Source organism: Georgenia sp. AZ-5 (assembly GCF_043952095.1).
Taxonomy (GTDB): domain Bacteria; phylum Actinomycetota; class Actinomycetes; order Actinomycetales; family Actinomycetaceae; genus Georgenia.
The window spans coordinates 4454273-4480842 of sequence record NZ_JBINOU010000001.1 but is presented as its reverse complement, the minus strand read 5'-3'; the positions used below and the strand labels follow the sequence as shown (position 1 = coordinate 4480842).

The 26570-nt window shown below is 74.6% G+C and carries 20 protein-coding genes and 1 tRNA gene; 18 read left to right on the top strand and 3 right to left on the bottom strand.

All coding sequences use genetic code 11. The features are described from left to right. Positions 1-160: 160 nt before the first annotated feature. Positions 161-2608, bottom strand: coding sequence for a DEAD/DEAH box helicase (locus tag ACF0H8_RS20755; RefSeq protein ID WP_395290943.1), 2448 nt, complete (start codon positions 2606-2608; stop codon positions 161-163). A gap of 135 nt (positions 2609-2743) precedes the next feature. Between ACF0H8_RS20755 and ACF0H8_RS20750 the strand changes: the two genes are divergently transcribed. From ACF0H8_RS20750 to ACF0H8_RS20685, 14 genes are all read left to right on the top strand, one after another. Continuing rightward, the gene (locus ACF0H8_RS20750; RefSeq protein WP_395290735.1) at positions 2744-5134 is read left to right on the top strand and encodes a sodium-translocating pyrophosphatase; all 2391 of its coding nucleotides are present in this window, start codon (positions 2744-2746) and stop codon (positions 5132-5134) included. Positions 5135-5245: 111 nt separating this feature from the next. Further along, positions 5246-6001, top strand: coding sequence for a histidine phosphatase family protein (locus ACF0H8_RS20745; RefSeq protein ID WP_395290734.1), 756 nt, complete (start codon positions 5246-5248; stop codon positions 5999-6001). A gap of 23 nt (positions 6002-6024) precedes the next feature. Beyond that, positions 6025-7605 (top strand): methyltransferase, encoded by a 1581-nt coding sequence (locus ACF0H8_RS20740; RefSeq protein ID WP_395290733.1) that lies wholly within the window; start codon positions 6025-6027, stop codon positions 7603-7605. Between the two features lie 45 nt (positions 7606-7650). Further along, the gene (locus ACF0H8_RS20735) at positions 7651-8508 is read left to right on the top strand and encodes an SDR family oxidoreductase (RefSeq protein ID WP_395290732.1); all 858 of its coding nucleotides are present in this window, start codon (positions 7651-7653) and stop codon (positions 8506-8508) included. A 28-nt stretch (positions 8509-8536) separates the two neighbouring features. Next, the gene (locus ACF0H8_RS20730; protein ID WP_395290731.1) at positions 8537-9226 is read left to right on the top strand and encodes a YqjF family protein; all 690 of its coding nucleotides are present in this window, start codon (positions 8537-8539) and stop codon (positions 9224-9226) included. A gap of 53 nt (positions 9227-9279) precedes the next feature. Next, entirely contained in the window at positions 9280-10134 is an 855-nt protein-coding gene (locus tag ACF0H8_RS20725) for a phosphatase PAP2 family protein (protein ID WP_395290730.1), read from the top strand. A gap of 173 nt (positions 10135-10307) precedes the next feature. Next, positions 10308-13058: a type I DNA topoisomerase gene (topA, locus tag ACF0H8_RS20720; protein WP_395290729.1), complete on the top strand. Its 2751-nt coding sequence runs from the start codon at positions 10308-10310 to the stop codon at positions 13056-13058. A gap of 102 nt (positions 13059-13160) precedes the next feature. Then, entirely contained in the window at positions 13161-14204 is a 1044-nt protein-coding gene (locus ACF0H8_RS20715) for a Gfo/Idh/MocA family protein (RefSeq protein WP_395290728.1), read from the top strand. 44 nt (positions 14205-14248) lie between these two features. Then, the gene (tmk, locus tag ACF0H8_RS20710) at positions 14249-14944 is read left to right on the top strand and encodes a dTMP kinase (RefSeq protein ID WP_395290727.1); all 696 of its coding nucleotides are present in this window, start codon (positions 14249-14251) and stop codon (positions 14942-14944) included. Continuing rightward, positions 14941-16110 (top strand): DNA polymerase III subunit delta', encoded by a 1170-nt coding sequence (locus ACF0H8_RS20705; protein WP_395290726.1) that lies wholly within the window; start codon positions 14941-14943, stop codon positions 16108-16110. The genes tmk and ACF0H8_RS20705 overlap by 4 nt, the downstream gene beginning before the upstream one ends. A gap of 35 nt (positions 16111-16145) precedes the next feature. Continuing rightward, positions 16146-17675, top strand: coding sequence for an alpha/beta hydrolase (locus tag ACF0H8_RS20700; RefSeq protein WP_395290725.1), 1530 nt, complete (start codon positions 16146-16148; stop codon positions 17673-17675). Positions 17676-17858: 183 nt separating this feature from the next. Further along, a tRNA-Thr gene (locus tag ACF0H8_RS20695) sits at positions 17859-17931 on the top strand. A 634-nt stretch (positions 17932-18565) separates the two neighbouring features. Then, complete coding sequence (locus ACF0H8_RS20690; RefSeq protein WP_395290724.1) at positions 18566-18739, top strand: hypothetical protein; 174 nt, start codon at positions 18566-18568, stop codon at positions 18737-18739. 113 nt (positions 18740-18852) lie between these two features. Then, a complete protein-coding gene (locus ACF0H8_RS20685) occupies positions 18853-19188 on the top strand; it encodes an Lsr2 family protein (protein WP_395290723.1) in 336 nt (111 codons plus the stop codon). Positions 19189-19295: 107 nt separating this feature from the next. Here the strand turns inward: ACF0H8_RS20685 and ACF0H8_RS20680 are convergent, their stop codons facing one another. Beyond that, entirely contained in the window at positions 19296-20807 is a 1512-nt protein-coding gene (locus ACF0H8_RS20680; RefSeq protein WP_395290722.1) for a hypothetical protein, read from the bottom strand. Between the two features lie 191 nt (positions 20808-20998). Between ACF0H8_RS20680 and ACF0H8_RS20675 the strand changes: the two genes are divergently transcribed. Both ACF0H8_RS20675 and ACF0H8_RS20670 read left to right on the top strand, forming a co-directional pair. Continuing rightward, positions 20999-21736, top strand: a complete 738-nt coding sequence (locus ACF0H8_RS20675) for a phosphoglyceromutase (RefSeq protein WP_395290721.1) — start codon at positions 20999-21001, stop codon at positions 21734-21736. 444 nt (positions 21737-22180) lie between these two features. Further along, positions 22181-23620: an IS110 family transposase gene (locus ACF0H8_RS20670; RefSeq protein ID WP_395289653.1), complete on the top strand. Its 1440-nt coding sequence runs from the start codon at positions 22181-22183 to the stop codon at positions 23618-23620. A gap of 22 nt (positions 23621-23642) precedes the next feature. Here the strand turns inward: ACF0H8_RS20670 and phoU are convergent, their stop codons facing one another. Next, positions 23643-24332, bottom strand: a complete 690-nt coding sequence (gene phoU / locus ACF0H8_RS20665) for a phosphate signaling complex protein PhoU (protein ID WP_395290720.1) — start codon at positions 24330-24332, stop codon at positions 23643-23645. A 166-nt stretch (positions 24333-24498) separates the two neighbouring features. Here phoU and ACF0H8_RS20660 point away from each other — a divergent pair, with 166 nt between their 5' ends. Then, a complete protein-coding gene (locus tag ACF0H8_RS20660) occupies positions 24499-25800 on the top strand; it encodes a sensor histidine kinase (protein ID WP_395290719.1) in 1302 nt (433 codons plus the stop codon). Then, entirely contained in the window at positions 25800-26489 is a 690-nt protein-coding gene (locus ACF0H8_RS20655) for a response regulator (protein ID WP_395290718.1), read from the top strand. The genes ACF0H8_RS20660 and ACF0H8_RS20655 overlap by 1 nt, the downstream gene beginning before the upstream one ends. Positions 26490-26570: the final 81 nt, after the last annotated feature.

Genomic DNA, 26570 nt, shown 5'->3' with positions numbered 1-26570 from the left:
GCGGCCCGATCGTGGCGGACCTCACCCCGGCGAGAGGCGCACGTTCGCGGGCAGGGGCCGCGTACGGCGACCGGGCCGCCTGCGCGACCGGCCCGCCCACGCCCCCGCCTGCGCGACCGGCCCGCCCACGCCCCCGCCCACGTGACCGGCCCGCCGGCCGTCAGCGGGCGGAGAGCAGCAGCCGCAGCAGCCGGACCGCCCCGCGCTTGTCGAGCGGGGCGTTGCCGTTGCCGCACTTGGGCGACTGCACGCAGCTGGGGCAGCCGTCCTGGCAGGAGCACGACGTGATGGCGTCGAGGGTCGCCCGCAGCCACTGCCGGGCCGCCCGGAACCCGCGCTCGGCGAACCCGGCCCCGCCGGGGTACCCGTCGTGCACGAACACCGTCGGCTGCCCGGTCTGCGGGTGCACCGCCGTCGACAGGCCGCCGATGTCCCACCGGTCGCAGGTGGCCAGCAGCGGCAGCAGCCCGATCGAGGCGTGCTCCGCCGCGTGCAGCGCCCCGGGCAGGGCGTCCTTGCCCACCCCGGCCGCCTCGCACGCCTCCGCGCTCAGGGTCCACCACACCGACGTCGTGGGCAGCACCCGCTCGGGCATCTCCAGCGGGTAGGAGCCGACGATGTCCATGCCCGGCAGGCGCCGCTTGTCGTAACCGGTGACCTGGCTGGTCACCTCCACGTCCCCGAAGGACCAGGCGATCTCGGTGCCGCCGGCCCGCCACAGCTGCCGCTCGCGGGTGGTCAGGATGCGCACCGACGACGTCGAGCGGGCCTTGGTGCGGTGGGCCAGCTCGGTGTCCTCGTGCACCAGCGCCACCTCGTCCTCCAGGGCGTCGACGACGAAGGTGCGGCCCTGGTGCAGGTACACCGCGCCCGGGTGCACGGTGGCGTCGGCGCGGGCGCCGTCGACCGTGCCGAGCACCGACCCGGTGCCGAGCTCCACGACCTGCACCGGGCGGTCCTGGCCGCCGCGCAGGTCGGTGAGGTCCTGCGCCCGCTGGGGGAGGGCGAAGTTCCAGAACCACCCCGTGGGGCGGCGACGCAGCAGCCCGTCGGCCACGAGGGCGTCGGGCAGGGACGCGTCCGGCAGGCCGAAGCGGGGCAGGTCCTCGCCGGTCAGCGGCAGCTCGGAGGCGGCCGCGCACAGGTGCGGGGCGAGGACGTAGGGGTTGGCGGGGTCGAACGTGGTGGCCTCGACCCCGGCGCCGAAGATGGCCTCGGGATGGTGCACCAGGAACCCGTCGAGCGGGTCCTCGCTGGCCACCAGGACCGCGACCCCGTCGGCGCCGGCCCGCCCCGCCCGCCCGGCCTGCTGCCACAGCGAGACCCGGGTGCCCGGCCAGCCGGCGATGACGACGGCGTCCAGCCCGGCCACGTCCACGCCGAGCTCGAGGGCGTTGGTGGTGGCCAGCGCCAGCAGCTCGCCGTCGCGCAGCGCCCGCTCCAGCGCCCGCCGCTCCTCGGGCAGGTAGCCCCCGCGGTAGGCGGCCACCCGCGCCGCGAGCGCCGGGTCGACCTCGCGCAGGTGCCGCCGCGTCTGCTCGGCGATGACCTCGGCGCCGTACCGGGACCGGACGAACACCAGGCTCCGGGCCCCGGCCGACACCAGGTCCGCCAGCAGGTCGGCCGCCTCGGCGGTGGCGCTGCGCCGCGGGCCCTCCTCCAGCGGCTCGTCCTCGGCGCCGCCGGCGAGCAGGTCCACGCCCTGCCCGGGCCAGGCGGCGGCCCACCCCTGCGACAGCGCCGGCTGCCACAGCGCGATGCTGCGCCGCCCGGCGGGGGCGGCGTCCTCCGTGACGGCGACGACGTCCTCCGCGGGCACCCCCACCAGCCGCGAGGCCGTCAGGGCCGGCTCGGCGGTGGTGGCGGAGGCGCAGACGACGGTCGGGGCGGCGCCGTAGTACTCGGCCAGGCGCAGCAGCCGGCGCAGCACCAGCGCCACGTGGGCGCCCAGCACGCCGCGGTAGGCGTGGCACTCGTCGACGACGACGTAGCGCAGCCCGCGCAGCAGCCGCTGCCAGCGCCGGTGGTTGGGCAGGAGGGAGAAGTGCAGGAAGTCGGGGTTGGACAGCACCACGTCCGCGTGGTCCCGGGCCCAGTCCCGCTCGCTCAGCGGGGTGTCGCCGTCGCAGGTGCTCACCCGCACCCCGCGCAGCCCCGCGGCGCCCAGGAGCTTCTGCAGCCCGACGAGCTGGTCCGCGGCCAGCGCCTTGGTGGGGGAGAGGTACAGCGTCGTCGGCCGGCGGGTGTAGGCGCCGATGCGCCCCGCGGCCGGGCTCGCGGCCTGCGCGGCGCCCTCGCGGACGGCGGAGAGGACGGGCAGCCAGGCGGCCAGGGACTTGCCCGACCCGGTGCCCGTGGCGATCACGGTGTGCCGGCCCTGCCAGGCCGCCTCGGCGGCGGCGACCTGGTGCGTCCACGGCGCGGCCACGCCCAGGCGCCGGTAGCCCGCGACGACGTCGACGTCGGCCCACGCGGGCCAGTCCGCCGTCACGCCCGGCCGGGCCGGGATCTGCTCGAGGTGCACCAGCCGGCCGTCGCGCGCGCCGGCGGTGCGCAACAGCTCCACGAGGTCGAGGGCGGTGGTGGGCACCGTACAAGTGTGCGGCATGGCGCCGACGTCGCCGGGGATCCCCTCAGCCTCGCCTGTCACGTTGGTCACATTTCGCCGTGCCGTCGGGGTAGGCTCCGCACCACTGACGCCCGGGCGAGGGAGCCCTGGCACCGCACTGCCTAAGGAGGGCGGATGCTGGAGATCGGAGCCTCTAGCCTCGTCATCGTCGGGGTCATCGCGGGCATCGCGGTGGTCGCACTCGTCATCGCGGTGGTGCTGCGCCGGCAGGTGCTCGCCGCGGACGAGGGCACGCCACGGATGCAGGAGATAGCCCGGGCGGTCCAGGAGGGGGCCTCCGCCTACCTCAACCGCCAGTTCCGCACCCTGGCGGTCTTCGCGGTCGTGGTCTTCGCGCTGCTGTTCCTGCTGCCGGCCGAGATGGACGTCAAGATCGGCCGCGCCGTCGCCTTCCTCTTCGGCGCCGGTTTCTCCGCCTCCATCGGCTATCTCGGGATGTCGCTGGCGACCCGCGCGAACGTGCGCGTGGCGGCCGCGGCGGCCCGGGCCGGCGGGCGGGCCGAGGGCGCCCAGATCGCCTTCCGCACCGGCGGCGTCGTCGGCATGTCCGTCGTCGGCCTGGGCCTGCTGGGCGCGGCCGCGGTGGTGCTCGTCTACCGCGCCGAGGCGCCGGCCGTGCTGGAGGGCTTCGGCTTCGGCGCCGCGCTGCTGGCGATGTTCATGCGCGTCGGCGGCGGCATCTTCACCAAGGCCGCCGACGTCGGGGCGGACCTGGTCGGCAAGGTCGAGCAGGGCATCCCCGAGGACGACCCCCGCAACGCGGCCACCATCGCGGACAACGTGGGCGACAACGTCGGCGACTGCGCCGGCATGGCCGCGGACCTGTTCGAGTCCTACGCGGTCATGCTCGTCGCCTCCCTCATCCTCGGCACCGCCGCCCTCGGCGAGCAGGGCATGGTGCTGCCGCTCATCGTGACGGCGGTCGGCGCGCTCGTGGCCGTGCTGGGCGTGTTCATCACCCGGGTGCGCGGCAGCGAGTCCGGGCTGCGGGCCATCAACCGCGGCTTCTACGTCTCCGCGCTGGCCGGCGTCGTCCTCGCCGCCGCCGCCGCGTACGTCTACCTGCCGGGCAGCTTCGCCGCCGTCGACGGCGTGGCCGAGGAGCTCGCCGGGCACGACGGCGACCCGCGGCTGATCGTCTCCCTCGCGGTGCTCACCGGCGTCCTGCTCGCCGGGGTGATCCTGTGGCTGACCGGGTACTTCACCGGCACCACCTCCCGCCCCACCCGGCACGTCGCGGCGACCTCGCGCACCGGCGCCGCGACCGTGGTGCTCTCGGGCATCGGGGTGGGCTTCCGCTCCGCCGTCTTCACCGCCGGCATCATCGCCGCGGCGATCTGCGCCGTCTTCCTGCTCTCCGGCGGCTCCATCACCCTCGCGCTGTTCCTGGTGGCCCTGGCCGGCTGCGGCCTGCTCACCACCGTCGGCGTCATCGTGGCCATGGACACCTTCGGCCCGGTCAGCGACAACGCGCAGGGAATCGCCGAGATGTCCGGCGACGTCGACGAGGCCGGGGCGCAGGTCCTCACCGACCTCGACGCGGTCGGCAACACCACCAAGGCCGTGACCAAGGGCATCGCGATCGCCACGGCCGTGCTGGCCGCCACGGCGCTGTTCGGCTCCTACGCCGACGCGGTGCGCCAGGCGATGGCGGAGTTCTCCGACGCGGGCACCGAGCTCGCCGGCGGCGTGGTCGGCGCGATGATGAGCTACGACGTCATCTCCCCGGTCACCCTGGTGGGCGTGATCCTCGGCGGCGCGACGGTCTTCCTCTTCTCCGGGCTCGCCATCGACGCGGTCACCCGCGCCGCCGGCGCGATCGTGTTCGAGGTGCGCCGCCAGTTCCGCGAGCACCCCGGGATCATGACCGGCCAGACCCGGCCCGAGTACGGCAAGGTCGTGGACATCTGCACCCGCGACTCCCTGCGCGAGCTCGCCACCCCCGGGCTGCTCGCCGCGTCCGCGCCGATCGCCGTCGGCTTCGGACTCGGCGTCGGGCCGCTGGCGGGCTTCCTCGCCGGCGCCATCGGGGCCGGCGTGCTCATGGCCGTCTTCCTCGCCAACTCCGGCGGGGCGTGGGACAACGCGAAGAAGATCGTCGAGGACGGCCACTTCGGCGGCAAGGGCTCCGAGGCGCACGCCGCCACGGTCATCGGTGACACCGTCGGCGACCCGTTCAAGGACACCGCCGGGCCGGCGATCAACCCGCTGATCAAGGTGATGAACCTGGTGTCGCTGCTCATCGCCCCGGCGGTGGTGCAGCTCACCGTGCCGGCGGACACCAACCACGCGGTGCGCATCGGCATCGCCCTGGTCGCGGCGGCCGTCGCGGGGCTCGCGGTGCTCGTGTCCCTGCGCCGGGCGGCCCGGGAGGACCTCGGGGAGGACCTCGGGGACTCGCGCCCCCGCCCGCGGGAGGAGCATGAGCCCGCGCAGACGGACAGGGAGCGCACGACCCCGGCTCGCACCGACGTGGAGGAACCGAGGCGGGCCGGCTCGCGGTGACCTGACGGGCCGCTCGGCCCGGCCCGCGCCGGCAGGCCCCGGGCCCGGCCTGCGCGCCGCAGGCCGGGGCAGCCCTGGCGGGGCGTGGCCGGCGCCCTTAGGTTCGGGCCCATGGGCGCCACGGAGCTGCTGCTCGTGCGGCACGGCGAGAGCACGGCGAACGTCGCCGCGGCGCGCGCCGAGTCCGCCGGCGCGGAGGTCATCGACGTGCCCCACCGCGACCCCGACGTGGGGCTGTCGGGGACGGGGCTCGCGCAGGCCCGGGCGCTCGGCGCGTGGCTGCGGGAGCTGCCGGCGGAGCGCCGGCCCGACGCTGTGTGGTCCTCGCCGTACCGCCGCGCCGCCGAGACGGCCCGCACCGCGCTCGCGGCCGCGGGTCTGGACGTGCCGGTCCGTCTCGACGAGCGCCTGCGGGACCGCGACCTCGGCATCACGGACGCGCTGACCGCGGCCGGCGTGCAGGCCCGCTACCCGGACGAGGCCCGCCGCCGCGAGTGGCTCGGGAAGTTCTACCACCGCCCGCTCGGCGGGGAGTCGTGGGCGGACGTCGCCCTGCGGGTGCGGTCGGTGATCGCCGACCTCGAGCGGCAGGACCGCGACCGGCGCGTGCTGATCACCTGCCACGACGTGGTGGTCATGCTGTTCCGGTACGTCTGCGAGGGCATGGACGAGGCCCAGGTGCTCCGCGCCGCCCGCGAGGACGGCGTGCGCAACGCCGCCGTGACGCGCCTGGTCGCCACGTCCGGCGGCTGGCGCCTGGCCGGGTACAACCTCGACGCCCACCTGCGCACCCGCGGCGTGAAGGTCACCGACGAGCCGCCGGTGCCCGACGACGAGCCGGTCGCCGGCGGTCCGGCCGGCGCCTGAGGCGGGCCCGTAGGCTCGCCCGCATGGACCCCAGCCCCGCCCCGCCGTCCGGCACCGACGCCGAGCTCGCCGCCCTGCGGGCCGACCTCGCGGGCGCAGGCTTCACGGTGGCCGGCGTGGCCGAGCTGCTCGACGACGTCGCCGCCGCCGCCCTCCACCGCGAGCAGCGCGTGCCCGCGCTGCGCCTCGCCCGCGCCCGCCGCCAACCCGCCGCCACGCTCGCCCGGCTGTTCATGCTCGGCGACGACGTCACCCGCGCCGAGCTCGACGCCGCCCTCCCGGGCCTCGGCGCCTCGGGCGCCGTCCGCGCCGGGCTGGCGACGGCGGCCGGCGCGGGCGCCGACGACGCCGTGCGGGCCGCCGTCGACCTGCGCCCCTACGCCGCCGCGGACGCCGCCGGCGCGGCCGAGTGGTGGCTCGCCTCCGACCCTGGCGAGGCCACCACCGGCGTCCCCCTGCGCCCCGACCACGTGCTCGGTGTCGGCGGGGCGTCGCTGACCCTCGCGCAGCTCACCGTGCGCGACCCGCGCCGGCGCGCCCTGGACCTCGGCACCGGGTGCGGCGTGCAGGCCCTGCACGCCGCCCGTCACAGCGAGCAGGTGGTCGCGACCGACGTCTCGGAGAGGGCGCTGCGGTTCGCGGCCTTCAACGCGGCGCTGGCGGGGGAGCGGCTGGACCTGCGGGGCGGGTCGCTGCTGGAGCCGGTCGCCGGGGAGACCTTCGACCTGGTGGTGTCGAACCCGCCGTTCGTCATCACGCCGCCCGCCGCGTACGAGGCCGGGCTGCCGGTGATGGAGTACCGCGACGCCGCCCGCGGCGGGGACGTGCTGGTGCGCGACCTGGTGGCCGGCGTCGGCGCGCACCTCGCGCCGGGCGGCGTCGCGCAGATGCTGGGCAACTGGGAGCACCACGCCGGCGAGGGGTGGGACGAGCGGGTGCTCGGCTGGCTGGACCGCTCCGGCCTGGACGGCTGGGTGATCCAGCGGGAGGTGCTGGACCCGGCCGAGTACGCCGAGCTGTGGCTGCGGGACGGCGGGCTGCGGCCCGAGCGCGACCGGGCCACCTACGAGGCCGCCTACGCCGCCTGGCTCGCCGACTTCGAGGCCCGCGGCGTCGACGGCGTGGGCCTCGGGTACGTCGTGCTCCACCGGCCGCCCGCCGGGCGCGCCCCGTGGCGGCGGGTGGAGGAGGTCACCGGGCCGGTGCGGCAGCCGCTCGGGCCGCACGTCGCCCAGGTGCTCGCCACCCGCGACTGGCTCGCGGGGCTGGGCGTCCCCGGCGCGGACGAGCCGGGGACGCCCGCCGCCCTCGGGGACCACCGGCTGGTCGTCGCCCCCGACGTCACCGAGGAGCGGTACCTCACGCCGGGCGCCGCCGACCCCCAGGTGCTGCAGCTGCGCCAGGGCGGCGGGCTGGGCCGCGTGGTGCGCCCCGGCTCCGTGGTCGCCGGTGCCGTCGGGGCCTGCGACGGCGAGCTGACGCTCGGCCAGATCGTCGCCGGCCTTGCCGGGCTGCTCGGCGTGCCCGCCGAGGACGTCGCCGCCGAGGTCCTGCCCGCCGCGCGCGACCTGCTGGTGGACGGGCTGCTCCACCCGGCGCCCTGAGACCTCCGGATGCGCCGCCCGGGGCCAGCACCCACCATGAGCGACATGACTCAGGACGCACCGAACATCCCCGCGCAGCAGCAGGAGTGGCCCGGCTCCACCGAGGAGCTGACCCCGACACCCGACCACGGCGAGACCAGCTACACCGGCCGGGAGCGGCTGGTGGGCAAGCGGGCCCTGATCACCGGCGGCGACTCCGGCATCGGCCGGGCCGTCGCCATCACCTTCGCCAAGGAGGGCGCCGACGTCGCCATCGCCTACCTGCCCCAGGAGCAGCCCGACGCCGAGGAGACCAGGAAGCAGGTGGAGGCCGCCGGCCGCACCTGCGTGCTGCTGCCCACCGACCAGCGCACCGAGCAGGCCAACATCGAGCTCGTGGACAAGGCGCTCGAGGGGCTGGGCGGGCTCGACGTGCTCGTCAACAACGCGGCCTACCAGATGACGCACCCGTCGCTGGAGGACTTCCCGGGCGAGCAGATCGAGCGGACCTTCGCGACCAACGTCTTCGCGACCTTCTGGCTCACCAAGGCCGCCGTGGCGCACCTCGGCCCGGGGTCGGCCGTCATCAACACCACCTCCATCCAGGCCTTCGAGCCCTCGGAGCCGCTGCTGGACTACGCCGCCACCAAGGCGGCCCTGAACAACCTGACCGTCAACCTCGCCGCCCAGCTCGGGCCGCGCGGCATCCGCGTCAACGCGGTCGCCCCCGGTCCCATCTGGACCCCGCTGATCCCGGCGACCATGCCCGAGGAGAAGGTCGAGGAGTTCGGCGGGAACACGCCGCTCGGCCGGGCGGGCCAGCCCGTCGAGGTCGCGACGGCGTTCGTGTACCTCGCCAGCGACGAGGCCAGCTACGTCTCGGGCACGGTGCTCGGGGTGACCGGCGGCAAGCCGGTCTTCTGACTCCCGGGGCCTCGTCATGACCGGGCGGGTGCCGGACCAGGACGTCGCGGTCGCCGTCAGCCTGCAGCGCTGGGAGGACCTGACCTTCCTGCACTGGCCGGCGCCGCCGGCGCAGGTGCAGCGGCTGCTGCCGCCCGGCCTGTGGGTGGACACGTACGACGGGCAGGCCTGGGTGGGCGTCACCCCGTTCCTCATGCGCGACGTGCGCGCGCCCGGGCTGCCCGCCGTGCCGCACCTGTCGACCTTCCCCGAGGTGAACCTCCGCACGTACGTCCGTACCGCCGACGGCACGACAGGGCTGTGGTTCTTCTCCCTCGACTGCCCGCGGATCCCGGTCGTCGGGGCGCTGCGGACCATCGGCGCGCCGTACCGCTGGGCGAGCGTGGAGATGCGCTCCGAGCCCGGCCGCGCGGCCTACCGCAGCCGCCGCCGGGCCGACGGCGCGCGGATGCGGGCCGCCGTCATCATCGGCGCCCCGTTCCAGCCGGGCCCGTTCGAGGACTACCTCACGGGCCGGTGGTCGGCCTTCACCCGCCGCGCCGGGCTGCTCTGGCGCGTGCCCGTCGAGCACGAGCCCTGGCCGCTACGGACCGCCACCGCCCGCGCGGACGCCGGGGACCTCTTCGAGGCGGCCGGCCTGGCCCGCCCCGCCGGCCGGCCGCTGGCCCACTTCAGCACGGGCGTCAGCGTGCGAATCGGGCCGCCGCGGCCCGCCTGAGGCGCCGGGCCCTGGCCGTGCCTGGTCGGCCCCGCGATGCCTATCGTGGCCCGGTGACCCAGACGCAGACCCGGACCCCGCAGGCCCGCCCGGTCACGCGGCGGCGGATCGCCGGCGCGGCGCTCGCGGCGCTCGCCGGCGCGGGGGTGCTGGCGGTGTGGTGGTTCTTCGTGACCACCGTGCCGGGCCAGCACGTGGACGAGGTGGCCTACATCGGCTCGCGCATCGGCCGGGGCCGGGTGGCGGAGTACACCCAGGCGATCCTCGACGTCGTCTCGGTGCCCTTCCTGTTGCTGGTGATCGTCGTGACGACCGTGGTCGCCGCGCTGCGGCGGCGCTGGCGGCAGGCGCTCGGCGTGGGCGCGATGGTCGGGGCGATGAACGTCACCACCCAGCTCCTGAAGTACCAGGTCCTCACCCGGCCGGACCTGGGCGTGACGCAGGGGTACCAGGAGAACACCCTTCCGAGCGGGCACACGACGGTCGCGGGCTCGGTCGCCGCCGCCATGCTGCTCGTGGCGCCGTCGAGCTCACGGTGGCTGGTCGCCCTGCTCGGCGCGGCCTACACGGGCGCCACCGGGCTGGCCACGATGGCCGACGGGTGGCACCGGGCCTCCGACGTCGTCGCCGCCGTCCTGGTGGTCGCCGCGTGGGCGCTGCTCGCGCAGGCGGTCGCCGGCCCCACCGCGGAGGCCGGCCCGACCCGGACCGCCGCGGCGCTGCTGGCGCTGGTCGGCGTCGTCGGCGGGATCGTGGCGGCGGCGAGCATGCTGCTCACCCGCGGTGCGAGCCTCGAGCCCTCCCGGGCCGAGATGCTCATCGCCTATGGTGGGGCCAGCGCGGGCGTGCTGGCGACGGTCGCCCTCGCCACCCTCGCGGTGCTCGTGGTGGGCACGCGGCCGCGCTGATCCCGGCCGCGCAGGCCCCGCGCCGCGGCGCCCACCCACGACCCCGACCCGCCAGGCGTCCGGGCCCGGGTGGTCGGAGCGCCGCACCCGCCGCGACGACGATGTACCGTCACCGAAGTTCATGGACGGCCCTACGCCAAGGACCGCCCGCACGCAAGGTTAGGAAGGTCCGCGTGGCCAGCTCCCGCAAGCTCGTGATCGTCGAGTCGCCCGCCAAGGCGCGCACCATCGGCGGCTATCTCGGGCCCGACTTCGAGGTCGAGGCCAGCGTCGGGCACATCCGCGACCTCCCGCAGCCTTCCGAGCTGCCCGCGGAGATGAAGAAGGGCCCGTACGGCAAGTTCGCGGTCGACGTCGAGGGCGACTTCGACCCGTACTACGTCGTCGACGCGGACAAGAAGAAGAAGGTCACCGAGCTCAAGCGGGCCCTGAAGGACGCCGACGAGCTCTACCTCGCCACGGACGAGGACCGCGAGGGCGAGGCGATCGCCTGGCACCTGCTGGACGTGCTCAAGCCGAAGGTGCCGGTCAGGCGGATGGTCTTCCACGAGATCACCAAGGAGGCGATCGCCCGGGCGCTGGACAGCACCCGCGACCTCGACACCCGGCTGGTGGACGCCCAGGAGACCCGCCGCATCCTCGACCGGCTGGTCGGCTACGAGGTCTCCCCGCTGCTGTGGCGCAAGATCAAGCCGGGCATCTCCGCCGGCCGGGTGCAGTCCGTGGCCACCCGCCTGGTCGTCGAGCGCGAGCGCGAGCGTATGGCGTTCCGGGCGGCGGGCTACTGGGACGTGCGCGGCACGTTCACCGGCGGCGACGAGGGCGCGGGGGAGGACCGCCGCAGCTTCGATGCCCGGCTGGTCACACTGGACGGGCGCCGGGTGGCGACCGGCCGCGACTTCGGCGACGACGGCCGGCTCACCGGCGCCGCGACCAAGGCCGGCGTGGCGCACCTGGCCGAGGCCGAGGCCACCGCCCTGGCCGCGGCGCTCGAGCGCGCCGAGGCCCGCGTGGCCTCGATGGAGACCAAGCCGTACTCCCGGCGCCCCGCCGCCCCGTTCACCACCTCCACGCTGCAGCAGGAGGCCTCCCGCAAGCTGCGGATGAGCGCCCGCGAGACGATGCGCACCGCGCAGGGGCTGTACGAGAACGGCTACATCACCTACATGCGTACCGACTCCTCGGTGCTCTCGGCGCAGGCCATCGCCGCCGCCCGCCGGCAGGCCGCGGAGCTGTACGGCCCCGAGTACGTGCCGGACAAGGCCCGCAGCTACGGCGCCAACGCCAAGGGCGCGCAGGAGGCCCACGAGGCCATCCGCCCGGCGGGGGACTCCTTCCGCACCCCCGCCCAGGTGGCCCGGGAGCTCTCCGGCGCGCAGTTCCGCCTGTACGAGCTGATCTGGAAGCGCACCGTCGCCTCCCAGATGGCCGACGCCCGCGGCTCGACCGCCACGGTGCGGCTGGCCGCCACGGCCGACGTGGACGGCGTCGCCCGCCGCGCCGAACTGACGGCGTCCGGCACGGTCATCACCTTCCGCGGCTTCCTCGCCGCCTACGAGGAGGGCCGGGACGCCGAGCGGTACGAGGCCGGGGACAAGGGCGGCGAGAAGGAGACCCGCCTGCCGGCGCTGGCCGAGGGCGACGTCGTCGTCACCGACCGGGTCACCGCCGAGGGGCACGAGACCACCCCGCCGCCGCGCTACACCGAGGCGTCCCTGGTCAAGGCGCTGGAGGAGCGCGGCATCGGCCGCCCCTCCACCTACGCCTCGACGATCTCCGTGATCACCGACCGCGGCTACGTCGACCACCGCGGGCAGGCGCTCGTGCCCACCTGGCTGGCCTTCTCGGTCGTGCGCCTGCTCGAGGAGAACCTGCCCCGCCTGGTGGACTACGACTTCACCGCGGCGATGGAGTCCGACCTCGACCGCATCGCCGCCGGCGCGGAGGACCGGGTACGGTGGCTCGCCCGCTTCTACCGCGGCGACCAGGCGCAGGAGGTGCCGGGCCTGAAGAACCTCGTCGAGGACCTCGGCGACATCGACGCCCGCGCCGTCAACAGCATCGACATCGGCGACGGCATCACCCTGCGGGTGGGGCGCTACGGGCCCTATCTCGAGCGCGCCGGCGAGGACGGCGCCGAGGGGCAGCGCGCCAGCGTGCCCGACGACGTCGCCCCCGACGAGCTGACCGTGGAGAAGGCCCGCGAGCTGCTCGCCGCGGGCGCCGACGACGGCCGCGAGCTGGGCACCGACCCCGCGACCGGGCACACCCTCGTGGCCCGCAACGGTCGCTACGGCCCCTACGTCACCGAGGTCCTGCCCGAGGAGGACGAGCCCGCCGAGGGCGCCAAGCCCAAGAAGAAGGCGGCCAAGGCCAAGCCCCGCACCGCCTCGCTGTTCAAGTCCATGAACCTGGCGAGCGTCACGCTCGAGGACGCGCTGCGGCTCCTCACCCTGCCGCGGGTGGTCGGCACGGACCCGGACGGGGTGGAGATCACCGCGCAGAACGGCCGGTACGGGCCGTACCTCAAGCGCGGCACGGACTCGCGGTCGCTGACGAGCGAGGACCAGATCTTCGACATCACCCTCGAGGAGGCGCTGGCCATCTACGCCCAGCCCAAGCGCGGGCGCGGCGCCACGGCCAAGCCGCCGCTGCGCGAGCTGGGCGAGGACCCCGTCTCCGGCAAGCCGGTGGTCGTCAAGGACGGCCGGTTCGGGCCGTACGTCACCGACGGCACCACGAACGCCACCCTGCGCAAGGACGACGCGGTCGAGGCGATCACACCCGAGCGCGCCTACGAGCTGCTCGCCGAGAAGCGGGCCAAGGGCCCGGCCAAGAAGCCCGCACGCCGCACGGCCGCGAAGAAGACGACGACCGCGAAGAAGACGCCCACGACCCGGAGCAGGGCGGCGGCCAAGAAGTAGCCCCCGGCGGCGCACGCCCAGCGGGCGTGGCCGCAGCACCCGCGCGGCCCCGTCGCACGGGTGCCGCGGGGCGCGCGGGCGCGAACGGATACGGTGTGGGCCATGTCCGTGCCGGCGGCGACGCCACGCTCCCTGCCCGCTCCTCCCGACCCCGCGCAGGCGCCGCCGCTGCGGTGGGGGATCCTCGGCCCCGGCGGCATCGCCGGGCGGTTCGCCCGGGAGGTGCCGGCGTTCTCGCGCCAGCAGCTCGTCGCCGTCGGGTCCCGCAACGCCCGGCGCGCCGAGGCCTTCGCGGCCCGGCACGGCATCGCCCGCGCCTACGGCAGCTACGAGCAGCTCGTCGCCGACCCCGACGTGGAGGTCGTGTACGTGGCGACGCCGCACAGCGCCCACCACGAGCACGCCCTCCTCGCGCTGCGGGCGGGGAAGCACGTGCTCGTGGAGAAGGCCTTCGCGCGCAACGCCGGCGAGGCTCGAGAGGTGCTCGACACCGCCCGGGCGCGCGGGCGGTTCGCCATGGAGGCGATGTGGACGCGCTTCCTGCCGCACATGGTCGTCCTGCGCTCCGTCGTCGCCTCCGGCGCACTCGGCGAGATCCTCGCCGTGACCGCCGACCACGGCCAGCGGCTCGACACGGTGGAGCGGCTGCTCGCGCCCGAGCTGGCCGGCGGGGCGCTGCTCGACCTCGGCGTCTACCCGCTGTCCTTCGCGCACAGCCTGCTCGGGGCGCCCAGCACCGTCCACGCCGTCGGCTCGCTCACCGACGTCGGCGTGGACGCCCACGAGGCCGTGACGCTCACCTATGCCGGCACCCGCGCGGTGGCGGTGGCCCAGTCGAACATGCTGGCGACCACGGCCACCACCGCCTCGGTGGTCGGCACCGACGGCCGGATCGACGTCGACGGGCCGTTCCACCAGCCGGCCGGCTTCACGGTGCGGCCCTTCGGCGGGCGGGCGTGGTCGTGGCCGCCGGCCGGGACGCCCGCGGAGCCCGGCGGGTTCCAGCACCAGGCCGCCGAGGTGGCCCGCTGCGTGGCCGGCGGCCGGCACGAGTCAGCCGTGATGCCGTGGGCGGCCACCCTCGAGGTGATGGAGACCATGGACGAGGCGCGCCGCCAGCTCGGGGTCGTCTACCCGGGGGAGTAGAGCACGCGGACCGGGCCGTGGGCGGCCCTGGTTACGCTGGGGCCGTGACCGACCAGCCCACCGTCCCGCCCGCCCCCGGACCCGGGAGCGGGCGGCTGCCCGGCTGCTTCGTCGCCCTCGAGGGCGGCGACGGCGCCGGCAAGTCGACGCAGCGGGCGCTGCTCGGCGAGTGGCTCACCGCCCTGGGCCACGAGGTCGTGCTGACCCGCGAGCCGGGCGGCACCGCCCTGGGCCGGGTGCTGCGCGACGCGGTGCTGCACGGCGACGACGTCGACCCGCGCACCGAGGCCCTCCTGTACGCCACCGACCGCGCCCACCACGTGCACCGGCTCGTCCGGCCGGCGCTGCGCCGGGGCGCCGTCGTGGTCACCGACCGCTACCTCGACTCCTCCGTCGCCTACCAGGGCGCCGCCCGCGCGCTGGGCACCGCCGAGATCCGGGCGCTGTCCCTGTGGGCCACCGAGGGCCTGCTGCCCGACCTCACCGTCCTGCTCGACGTCGACCCCGCCGTGGGCGCCGCGCGGCGCGCCGGCGCCCCCGACCGCATCGAGCGCGAGTCCGCGGCCTTCCACGCCCGGGTGCGCGAGCACTTCCTGGAGCTGGCGGCGGAGGACCCCGGCCGCTACCTCGTGGTGGACGCCGCCGCGGCCCCGGAGGACATCCACGCCGCGGTCCGCGCGCGCCTGGCGCCGCTCCTGCCCGCGCCCCGCGCCGCCGCCGGCCTGGGGGAGCGGCCGTGAGCGTGTGGGACGAGGTCGTCGGCCAGGACCAGGTGGTCGCCATCCTGCAGTCCGCCGTCGCCGCCTCCCGCCAGGGGAGCGACGCCGCCACGCGGGCCATGACGCACGCCTGGCTCATCACCGGCCCGCCGGGCTCCGGGCGGTCCGTGGCCGCCCGCGCCTTCGCCGCGGCGCTGCAGTGCACGGACCCCGACGAGCCCGGCTGCGGGCGCTGCCAGGGCTGCACCACGGCGCTGGCCGGCACCCACGCCGACGTCTCGCTCATCTCCACCGAGAAGGTGACCTTCAAGATCGAGGAGGTCCGCCCCCTCATCTCCCAGGCGCAGCGCGCCCCGGCGCAGGGCCGGTGGCGCGTGATGCTCATGGAGGACGCCGACCGCATGGTCGAGCGCACCTCCAACGTGCTGCTCAAGGCCATCGAGGAGCCCCCGCCGCGCACCGTGTGGCTGCTGTGCGCGCCCAGCCCCGAGGACGTCATCACCACCATCCGCTCGCGCTGCCGGGCTGTGCACCTGCGGGTGCCCGACCCGCAGGCCGTGGCGGACCTGCTGGTCCGCCGGGACGGCCTCGACCCGGCGGTGGCGATCACCGCGGCCCGGGCGGCGCAGTCCCACGTCGGCCTGGCGCGGCGCCTGGCCCGCGACCCGGCGGCGCGCGAGCGGCGCCGCCGGCTGCTCGCCGTGCCCGCTGCCATCCGCGGCGTCGGCGACGCCGTCCTGGCCGCCGCCGAGCTGGTCGAGCTGTCCGCGGCGGACGCCAAGGCCGCCACCGAGGAGCGCGACGCCGCCGAGAAGGAGGCGCTGCTCCACACCCTCGGCGCCGACGGCGGCACCCGCCTGCCGCCCGCGCTGCGCTCGCAGGTCAAGGCCCTCGAGGAGGAGCAGAAGCGGCGCGCCACCCGTGCGCAGCGCGACGTGCTGGACCGTGCGATGGTCGACCTGCTCTCGCTCTACCGCGACGTCCTGGTGGTCCAGCTCGGCGCCGACGTCGAGCTCGTCAACACCGAGGCCGCCGACCAGGTGCGGCGCCTGGCGGCCGGCTCGACGCCGGAGCAGACGGTCCGACGCATGGACGCCGTCGGGGTCGCGCGGGAGCGGCTCGCCGGGAACGTCGCCCCGCTGCTCGCGGTCGAGGCGATGATGGTCTCCCTGCGGCCCCAGGGCTGAGGAGGCGGCGTGGTGCGGCCAGGTAGCGTGTCCGGGTGAGTTTCCGCCGCCGCCCTCTGCTTGTCCCTGCCCTGGCCCTCGCCACCGCGCTCGCGGGCTGCGCGGCCCCAGCAGCCGAGCGGCCCGGGCCCACCGCCGCCGCGCCCGCGGAGGCCGCCGTCCCGGCCGGGCTGGCGGAGTACTACGGCCAGGAGCTGGCGTGGACGGGCTGCGGCGCCGACCAGCAGTGCGCCGACGTCACCGTGCCGCTCGACTACGCCCGGCCCGACGGTGAGACGATCACCGTCGCGGTGCGGCGGCTCAACAGCGCCGAGGACGACTCGCGCGTCGGGTCGCTCCTCGTCAACCCCGGCGGCCCCGGCACCCCGGGGACCGACTACGCGGAGATCACCCTCGCCGGCGCGATGTTCACCGAGGACCTGCGCGCTGCCTACGACATCGTCGGCTTCGACCCCCGCGGCACCGGCGACTCCACGCCCGTCGACTGCGTGGACGACGCCGAGCTGGACCGCGTCCGCGCGGCCCAGCACGACACCGACGCGCCGGGCGGCCTCGCCGGCCTCGCCGCGGCGTCCGAGGCCATCGCGCAGGGCTGCGCCGAGCGCAGCGGTGCGCTCTTGACCGAGGTCGACACAATCTCCGCCGCGCGGGACATGGACGTGCTGCGCCACCTCCTCGGCGAGGCCCAGCTCGACTACCTCGGCTTCTCCTACGGCACGTACCTGGGCGCCACCTATGCGGAGCAGTTCCCGGAGAACGTGGGCAGCTTCGTCCTGGACGGCGCGATGGACCCGGCGCTGAGCTCGCACGAGACCGTGCTGGGCCAGGCCAGGGGCTTCGAGACGGCCCTGCGGGCGTACGTCGAGGACTGCCTCGGCGGCGCGGGCTGCCCGCTCAGCGGCAGCGTCGACGACGGCGTCGAGCAGGTCCGGACCCTGCTGGAGGTCACCGAGGACACGCCCCTGCCAACCTCGGACGGCCGGGAGCTGACCGCCCCGCTGGCGTTCGCCGGCATCATCACGCCGCTGTACAACAGCGCCACGTGGTTCCGGCTCTCCCAGGCCCTGGACGCCGCCATGAGGGGCGACGGCTCCGACCTGCTCTTCCTCGCTGACTTCATGGCCGGACGCACGGCCGACGGGAGCTACCCGGACAACACCACCGAGGCGAACTGGGCGATCAACTGCGCGGACTTCGGCGCGGGCGGGGACCCGGAGACCTGGGCCGCGCAGGCCGCGGAGCTCGAGCAGGCGTCGCCGACCTTCGGCGAGCTGCTGGCCTACGGCGACGTGCTCTGCAGTGAGTGGCCCGGGGACCCGGCCGGTGCCCGCGGCCCGCTGACCGCCGCCGGGGCCAACCCGATCATGGTCGTGGGTACCACGGGCGACCCGGCGACCCCCTACGAGTGGAGCGTCTCCCTCGCCGAGCAGCTCGAGAGCGGCTTCCTCGTCACCTACGACGGCGAGGGGCACACGGCCTACCGGCCGACGAACGAGTGCATCGCCGGGGCGGTGGACGCCTTCCTCATCGACGGCGCCCGGCCCGCGGAGGGAATCACCTGCTGACCGCTGATCCAGCGGCCCGTCGTCCCGGTCCTGGGCGAATCGGCCAGGGGAGGTGTGATCCGGCCCGACCCGGCCGGCTCCGCGCCGGCGTGCGCCAGATCACCCGGCGCGGCGGACGCCCGGCTTTGTCCCCGACGGCGGTGCCCCGGTACAGTGGTCCGCGCTGAGCCCGCAGGGCGACGCGCCGCCTTAGCTCAGTCGGCAGAGCGATTCACTCGTAATGAATAGGTCGTGGGTTCGATTCCCACAGGCGGCTCCGCAGGGCCCGGCACCGACTCCGCGTCGGTGCCGGGCCCTTCGCCATGCGGGGCCCTTCGCCGTGCGGGGGCGTTCGCCATGCGGGCCCTTCGCCGTGCGGGGCCCTTTGCCGTGCGGGGGCGTTCGCCATGCGGGGGCGTTCGCCGTACCGGGCGCTCCGCCGTGCCGGGCGCTCCGCCGTGCGAGGGGCCTGGCCGGGCATATCGTCGGGACATATCCCCCGCGAATGGCTCGACAGCGCTGGGCCAATTGAACCTGCGGGACCTCCCCGGGCGCCGGCAATTGAGCGCCCGCCGCCGGGTCCGTCCCGCCAATAGACGCCGGGGCGGCAATCGGCCTGCGCGGCGCCCCGCGGATCGACGGTTCAATGCGCCCGCTTGCGGGATCGTGCCGACCGATATATGGCACTGTGATCATGTGACGCGGGCAACAGAATTTGCGGACGAATGCTTCCGAAAAAAGCGCGCTGCTCGTCGCAAAAGGGGGAACCCATGGCTTAGGTGCGGTCCCGGACGCTCCAGCGGTGGAACCGCATGCGTAGCGGGCGCCGGCCGCGCGCCACTCGCCTCGCCGGGCCAGCGGGAAGCTATCCCATGGTCGCCCGCGGGAATACCGCCACGTAGACTCGAAGGGTGGACTACATCGTGGCGCTCCTGCCGTCCCTGGGCACCGGGTTGCTCTTCTTCATCGTGATTCGCGCGCTCGTCAACGCGGACCGCAATGAGCGCAACGCCCTGAAGCGGCTGGAGGCGGAGTCGGGAAAGAACGCCCGGGACGACGGTAGTTCCGTTCCCAGCTCGTCCTAAAGATGACATTTCTTCTCGAAAGAATTATGCTCCGGTGAAGCGCGGTGCTGGCATCGCGTCCGCGGGAGCCCCTCCCCGGTAAAGCCCGGAATGCCGAGAAGAAAGACACCACAATGGCGCAGAAGGTCCAAGTCACCCTCGTCGACGACATCGACGGCTCGGCCGCGGACGAGACCGTCACGTTCGCACTGGACGGCGTGTCCTACGAGATCGACCTCTCGTCGGAGCACGCGAAGGCGCTGCGCGAGTCGTTCGCGGAGTGGGTCGGGCACGGCCGGCGCGCCGGCGGGCGCAAGGCGGCTCCGCGACGTGGCGGTACCACCCGCAGCACCGGCGGTTCCTCCGACGCCGGCAAGATCCGCGAGTGGGCGCGCGAGCACGGCTACGAGGTCTCCGAGCGCGGCCGAATCTCCGCCGAGATCCGGGAGGCGTACGAGAAGGCGAACTGAGAGCCGTACCGGCCAACGCGGCGGCCGGGCACTCCTCGGGGGAGTGCCCGGCCGCCGTTCTGTCGGGTTGCTGCGGGGCCGGCGCCTAGGGCCGGCGCTGCGACGTCCTAGCGCGCCTCGGCGGAGGAAGCCGGGCCGGACGAGTCCTTGGTCGTGAAGGTTCCAGTGGCGATCACGGAGTCGTCCGACTCGAGCGTGATCTCGAAGTGGTACGTGGTGTCAGCGGTGAGGCCATCAGGGATGGACAGCTCGAGCTTGCCGCCGCTGACGACGCCCTCGACGACCCACTTCGCCTCCGCGGTGTCGGAAGTGGTGACCCGCAGCGCCAGCCGCTGTGCGTTCGCCACGCCACGCAGGTCGATCTCCACGCCCTGGCGGCTCGTCTTCACGGTGTGCTCGCGCTCGCCGGCGCGGCCCTGCTCCCCGCTCTTCGTGGCCTTGGAAACTTCCTCGGCGGCCTTGTCGGCCCGGGCGGTCGGCCGTGCGGGCTCGTGTGCCCGGGCGGTCGGCCGTGCGGGCTCGTGTGCCCGGGCGGTCTGCGGCGCGGTGTTCTTGGGCTCCGTGGGGGCGGTGGTCTCGGGCTCCGTGGTTTCGGGTTCCGTGGGGGCGGTGTTCTTGGGCTCCGTGGTTTCGGGCTCCGTGGGGGCGGTGGTCTCGGGCTCCGTGGGGGCGGTGGTCTCGGGCTCCGTGGGGGCGGTGGTCTCGGGCTCCGTGGGGGCGGTGGTCTCGGGCTCCGCCGCGTCCGGGGTCACGGTCTCCGACGGTGCGCTTCCCGTCGTCGGCTCCTCCGCCGTCGGGGTGGCCGCGGAACCGTCGTCGTGCAGGTCCAGCTGCTGGCCGACCACGGGGCCGAAGGTGCCCGAGAGGCCGTGGTCCACGCCTGCGGGGGTCTCCAGCGTGGTGGCGAAGCCCTGGCCGTCGTACCAGGCCGAGCCGTTCTGCGCGTCACGCAGGGCGTTGTAGCTCCCTCCGCTGCCATTGTCCTTCATCCCGGTGTACCAGTGCATCGGGAAGTCGGGGGTCAGTCCGGCGTCGAACCCCTGGGAGCCCCCGCCGGGCACGCCGCCGCCGCCGAAGACGACGGAACCGCCGCCGTCGACGAGGTCGCTGTGCTCAGGCATGAAGAACTTCGTGATGAACTGGCTGCCCCCCGAGTAACCCACCAGCCATACCCGCTCGGTGTCGATGTCGTACTGGTCGTACAGGTGGCTGAGCAGGTCTGCGACGTAGTCGGCGTTCTCGGCGCCGGACTCCCACCAGGTGACAGAGCCCTGCTTGTCGGGGGAGAGCACCGGGACGGTGATCATGCCGTGTTCGCGCGCCTGCGCGACGATGCCCTCCGAGCCGCCGAGCGAGTAGGAGGACGACGGGTTCTTGAACTCGTAGGCCCCGTCACCGTGGAACTGCAGCATCAGGCCGACCGGCTCGTCGGTCGACACGTCGCTCGCATAGACGTGGTACTGCGAGGTCATGCCGTTGGAGGCGGTGAAGGACTGGAAGGTACGGTCGGTGAACGCACCCCCCGTCCCGCCCGTGGAGGCGGAGGAGGGAATGGCGGTGATGGCTACGGCGGCAGTCACGGTGGTGGCCGCGAGCGCCCCCAGGGCACGTCTGTGCAAAGCTACTCCAAGGTGCGGCAAAGGTGGTGCGCACACGTCAAGCGCGGCACGCCCGCCTTTGGTAACGAAACGATAACGGGACGACGTTAGCCCGAGACCCCCGCCCGAATCCAACTCGTGCGTGAGACGTGCGTCTCACGCCGCGCCGGGTCCCACAGCCGGCCCAGCGCGCGGATGGAACAATGAGGGCCATGACCTACAAGCTGGTACTGCTCCGCCACGGCGAGAGCGAGTGGAACGCCAAGAACCTGTTCACGGGCTGGGTGGACGTGCCCCTCTCCGAGAAGGGCACCGAGGAGGCGACGCGGGGCGGGCAGCTGCTCGTCGACGCGGACGTGCTCCCCGACGTCGTGCACACCTCGCTGCTGCGCCGGGCGATCATGACCGCCAACCTGTCGCTCGACGCGGCCGACAGGCACTGGATCCCCGTCAAGCGGAACTGGCGGCTCAACGAGCGGCACTACGGCGCGCTGCAGGGCAAGAACAAGAAGGAGATCCGCGAGGAGTACGGCGAGGACCAGTTCATGCAGTGGCGCCGCTCCTACGACGTGCCGCCGCCCGAGATCGAGCTGGGCTCGAAGTACTCCCAGGACGCCGACCCCCGCTACGCCGGCGAGCCGATCCCCCGCAGCGAGTGCCTGAAGGACGTGCTGGTCCGCGCCCTGCCCTACTGGGAGGCCGAGATCGTGCCGGACCTCAAGGCCGGCAAGGCGGTCCTCGTCGCCGCCCACGGCAACTCGCTGCGCGCGATCATCAAGCACCTCGACAACGTCTCCGACGAGGCCATCGCGGGCCTGAACGTCCCCACCGGCATCCCGCTCTACTACGAGCTCGACGAGGACCTCAGGCCCACCGTCCCCGGCGGGCAGTACCTCGACCCCGAGGCGGCCAAGGCTGCCATCGCCGCCGTCGCCAACCAGGGGAAGTAACCGCCTCCCGGGCGCCGAGCGAGGCGCCCGGGCATGACGGCAGAAGGCCCCGCACCGTCCGGTGCGGGGGCCTTCGGGCGGGCGTGGCGGGCGCCCTCGATCCGGTCCGCTCATGTAAGGGACATCGGCGGCGTGGAGCCACCACGTGGTCGGGGTCCCAGGGTATGCGTAGGTCATCCCGGTTGGTCCGGGTGGTGGCGTCGAGATCCGCTCTGGGGAGGTGCTCCGCGTGGAGTGCTTGCCCCGTTGGCCTGATTGCCACTCCCGGCCGGCCACGGATGCCCCGGTTGAGGGAAGTGGCCCGGTCCGCCGAGGCCGGTGCCGGTTGCAGCACATGAGTGGGAGCCGCGGTTGGCCGCGTGTCTTCCTTGGGACCGTGGCCGTAGTGCGTCGCTCCACCCCGGACGGGCCGGTGTCAATCGTCACCGACGAAGGGGAGATCAGATGGCGACACGGCGCCTGGTGGGCATCGACCTGGGCATCGCGACCGCCCATACGGTCCGGGTGCTGGACGAGACCGGTGCGACGGTGGCCAGGCGCAAGGCCTGGCCGACCGTGGAGAGCCTGACCGGCATCGAGCAGGCCGCGCTGGCCGGCGCCGAGGCGGGCACCCGGCTGGAGGTCGTGATGGAGCCGACCGGGCCGGCGTGGTTGCCGATCGCGGTGTTCTTCGCCACCCGCGGCCACCTGGTCCACCGGGTCAGCTCGGCCAAGGCCGCCGACCTGCGCCGCTTCCTGTCCCGGCACACCAAGACCAACGGCATCGACGCCGAGACCCTGGCCCGACTGCCGCTGTTCGACCCGGCCGGGCTGCGACCCCTGGAGCTGCCCGGCGCGGAGCGGGCCGGGCTGGACCGGCGGGTGCGGGCCACCGACCGGCTCACCCGGGCCGGGGCCGAGCACAAGCGGCGCATCAAGGACCTGGCCCGCCAGGTGCTGCCGATGTCGCCGCTGACCGGTGACCTCGGCGTCGCCGACCTGGCGGTCCTGGAGCGCTACGCCGACCCGCGGGCGCTGACCAGGGCCGGGCTCACGCGCCTGACCACGCTGATCACGAGGGCCTCGCACGGCCACCAGGGCCGCGACCGGGCCCAGCAATGGCTCGAGGCCGCCCGCGCCTCCCTGGCCCTGTACGGCGAGCACCCCGCGGTGGCCTTCGCCGACCTCGCCGCCGAGATCGCCACCGAGGTGCGGTTGCTGCGCGCCGTCCAGGCCGAGCTCGCCGAACACGCTCAGCACCGCGAGGCCTACTACCAGCAGGTCGACCCAGAAGAGCTGGCCCGCTCCCTGCCCGGCGTCGCCGAGATCAGCGGTCCCGCGCTGGTCGCCGTGACCGGGGACGCAGCCCGGTTCCGCAACGCCAAGGCGTTTCGCTCCTACACCGGGCTGGCCCCCAGGGCCTCCGAGACCGGCGAGACCGACCGCAAGGGCCAGCCGATGTCCAAGGCCGGCTCCTCGCTGCTGCGCACCACCCTGATCCGCGCCGCGGACACCGCCCGCCACCAAGACCCCCAGCTCGCCCGCCTGTACTACGTCCAGATGGTCGAACGCGGCAAGGACCACCTCGGCGCCCTGTGCGTCGTCGCCGCCCACCTGGCCGAACGGTTCTGGACCGTCATGCGACGCGGCGAGCCCTACGTCATCCGCGACACCGACGGGCGCCCAGTGAGCGCCGAGGAGGCCAAGGCCATCGTCCGCCAGCACTGGACGGTGCCGGCCGAGGTCCGCGCCCGCCGCCGCAGCAAGAAAGCGAGGAAGGCCCCCCAGACAGTCCCTACCGGACAGTCACAGCCAGACACACGCAGTGTCGGCAAACGGGGCGACCTTCCTCGCTCCTCATCGTTGACCGGGCCCACACAGCCCGTCAACAGGCGGACCGCTTGACAACCCGATCCCCCTTAGGGAATCAGTCCAGGTGTGCGGGCTCCTCGCTGACCTTGGTGAGGTGCACGGCATTCGCCGGGTCGCCGGTCACGAGGTAGGAGACGCGGCGCGCGACGGAGACGCCGTGGTCGCCGAACCGCTCGAGGTACCGGCCCAGCAGCACCGAGTCGACGAGCTGCTGGCGGGTCAGGGCCTCGTTGTCGTCGAGGACTACCTGGAAGGACTCGCGGTGGAGGCGGTCGATGATGTCGTCGTCGCGCTCGATGGCCGCGGCGAGTTCGAGGTCGCGCGTCTCGAGCAGCTGGTTGACCTGCCGCCCCACCTTGGTGGCCTGCTCGCCCATCCGGTCGAGGATCTCCTGCATCCGTCCGGTGGTCGCCGTCTCGGGGTAGCGGCCGCGGGCCACGTCGGCGATGTGCCGGGCGAGGTCGCCCATGCGCTCCAGGGTGGCAGAGAGCCGGAGCCCGGAGACGACGATGCGCAGGTCGGTCGCCACGGGCTGCTGCCGCGCCAGCAGGGAGATGCCGTGCTCGTCGAGCTCGCGCTCGAGGGCGTCGATCTGCCGGTCGGCGTCGATGACCTCCTCGGCCAGCGTCAGGTCGGCGGTGCGCAGGGCCGTCGTCGCCTTCTCGATCGCGGTGGCGACGCTGCCGGACATCGCGACCAGCCCCTCGCGCAGCTGCTCCATCTCTTGCTTGAAAATCTCTCGCACGCGGGGCTCCTCACCTAGTGACACAGGGCCCATCAGGCTGGGCGTCTGGCGTACCTACCGTAGCCAAGCGAGCACGTGTGTACGAATGGTGCCGCCCCGGTGAACGGTCGGGAACGGGCGGGGGCGGGCTCGGTGAACTCGACGGGCGGGGCCTACCCTTCCAAGCGTGGAGGAGATCTGGCCGCTGGTGGGCGTCGCGCTGCTGGGGATGCTCGTCGGCCTGCTCGGAGCGGTGGTGCTGGCGGCCCGCCGTCGCCGCCGGGCCGGAGCCGAGGCGGACGACGACCCCCAGGACGACGTCGTCTCCGTCCTGAGCGTGCTCCCGCAGAGTGTCGTGGTCCTCGAGCCCGACGACGACGTGCTCCGGGCGAGCGCGTCGGCCTACACCTTCGGCCTCGTCCGCCACGACAGGCTCGCGCACGAGAAGGTCCGGCGGATGGTGGCCGACCTGCGGCGTGACGGCGAGATCCGGGACGCCGAGCTGACGCTGCCCCGCGGACCCGTGGAGGGGGCGGGCACGCTCCGGATGCAGGTTCGCGTGGCCCCGCTCGAGGCAGGTCGGGTGCTGGTGCTCGCGGACGACCGCACCGCCGCCCGGCGGGTGGAGGAGATCCGGCGCGACTTCGTCGCCAACGTCTCCCACGAGCTCAAGACCCCCGTCGGCGCGCTGGCGCTGCTGGCGGAGACGGTCGGCGACAGCGCCGACGACCCCGACACCGTGCGGCGCTTCGCCGGGCGCATGCGCAAGGAGTCGCGCCGGCTCGCCGAGCTGGTCCAGCAGATCATCGAGCTCTCGCGGTTGCAGGAGGCCGACGCGCTGGTGGAGCCAGAGCTCGTGGCCATCGACGCGGTCGTCGCCGAGGCCGTGGACCGGGTCCGCGTCGAGGCGCAGTCCCGCGCCGTCAACCTCGTGCTCGGCGGCGTGAAGGGCCTGGAGGTGTACGGCGACGCGGCGCTGCTGACCACCGCCGTGCGGAACCTCCTCGACAACGCCATCCGCTACGCCCCGCCCCGCTCCCGCGTGTCCGTGGGCGTCTCCCGCCGCGACGGCCTGGTGCGCGTCGCCGTCGTCGACCAGGGGCCGGGCATCCCGGAGGACCAGGTCGATCGCGTCTTCGAGCGCTTCTACCGGCTGGACGAGGCACGCTCGCGGGAGACCGGCGGCAGCGGGCTGGGGCTGAGCATCGTCAAGCACGTCGCCGCCGACCACGGCGGCCGGGTGGAGGTGTGGTCCACCGTCGGGAAGGGCTCCACGTTCACCCTGGTGCTGCCCGAGGCGGACGGCGTGGAGACCACGGAGGACGCCCCGGAGACGCCCGCCGTCGCGCACGCGCAGGCGCCGGCCGCCGGCGGCCTCGAGGGGGCGCCGGAAGCCGCGGACGACCGGCAGGCGCCTCCCGTGCAGCGCGACACCGAGAGGACCGCCACGGCGCCCTTGCCGCGGCGGAGCATGGAGGAAACCCGCTGATGACCAAGATCCTGCTGGTGGAGGACGAGGAGTCCTACCGCGAGCCGCTCACCTTCAGCCTGGAGCGCGACGGGTACGACGTCGTGCCCGTCGCCGACGGGCCCGCGGCGCTGACGGCCTACGAGCGCGGTGGCGTCGACCTGGTGCTCCTCGACCTGATGCTCCCCGGGCTGTCGGGCACCGAGGTGTGCCGCGAGCTGCGTCAGCGCGGCAACGTCCCGGTCATCATGCTCACCGCCAAGGACAGCGAGATAGACAAGGTCGTCGGGCTCGAGATCGGCGCCGACGACTACGTCACCAAGCCGTACTCCTACCGCGAGCTGGTCGCCCGGATCCGCGCGGTGCTGCGCCGCCGCGGCGACGACGGCCCGGGCGAGGACGCCGTGCTCGCCGTTGGGCGTGTGCGGATGGACGTCGACCGCCACGAGCTGCTGGTCGACGGCGAGCCGGTGGCCATCCCGCTGCGCGAGTTCGAGCTGCTGGAGCTCTTCCTGCGCAACCCCGACCGGGTGCTCACCCGCGGCCAGCTCATCGACCGCATCTGGGGCCCGAACTACGTGGGCGACACCAAGACCCTCGACGTCCATGTCAAGCGCGTGCGCGCCAAGATCGAGGAGGACCCGGCGCGCCCAGCGATGCTGCAGACCGTGCGCGGGCTCGGCTACAAGCTCGTCAGCACGCCGGCCTGACCGGACGGAGCAGGCCCTGGTGCGACGTCACGCACCAGGGCCTGTCGTGTGCCGGGCCGACAGCTCGGCCGGCGGGACGCC

What these genes read in the sequence shown, in the direction of transcription:
- ACF0H8_RS20675 (WP_395290721.1), top strand. Translation starts at nt 20,999, where the DNA reads ATGACCTACAAGCTGGTACTGCTCCGCCACGGCGAGAGCGAGTGGAAC.
- ACF0H8_RS20750 (WP_395290735.1), top strand. Translation starts at nt 2,744, where the DNA reads ATGCTGGAGATCGGAGCCTCTAGCCTCGTCATCGTCGGGGTCATCGCG.
- ACF0H8_RS20745 (WP_395290734.1), top strand. Translation starts at nt 5,246, where the DNA reads ATGGGCGCCACGGAGCTGCTGCTCGTGCGGCACGGCGAGAGCACGGCG.
- ACF0H8_RS20740 (WP_395290733.1), top strand. Translation starts at nt 6,025, where the DNA reads ATGGACCCCAGCCCCGCCCCGCCGTCCGGCACCGACGCCGAGCTCGCC.
- ACF0H8_RS20685 (WP_395290723.1), top strand. Translation starts at nt 18,853, where the DNA reads ATGGCGCAGAAGGTCCAAGTCACCCTCGTCGACGACATCGACGGCTCG.
- ACF0H8_RS20755 (WP_395290943.1), bottom strand. Translation starts at nt 2,608, where the DNA reads ATGCCGCACACTTGTACGGTGCCCACCACCGCCCTCGACCTCGTGGAG.
- ACF0H8_RS20655 (WP_395290718.1), top strand. Translation starts at nt 25,800, where the DNA reads ATGACCAAGATCCTGCTGGTGGAGGACGAGGAGTCCTACCGCGAGCCG.
- ACF0H8_RS20670 (WP_395289653.1), top strand. Translation starts at nt 22,181, where the DNA reads ATGGCGACACGGCGCCTGGTGGGCATCGACCTGGGCATCGCGACCGCC.
- ACF0H8_RS20715 (WP_395290728.1), top strand. Translation starts at nt 13,161, where the DNA reads ATGTCCGTGCCGGCGGCGACGCCACGCTCCCTGCCCGCTCCTCCCGAC.
- ACF0H8_RS20735 (WP_395290732.1), top strand. Translation starts at nt 7,651, where the DNA reads ATGACTCAGGACGCACCGAACATCCCCGCGCAGCAGCAGGAGTGGCCC.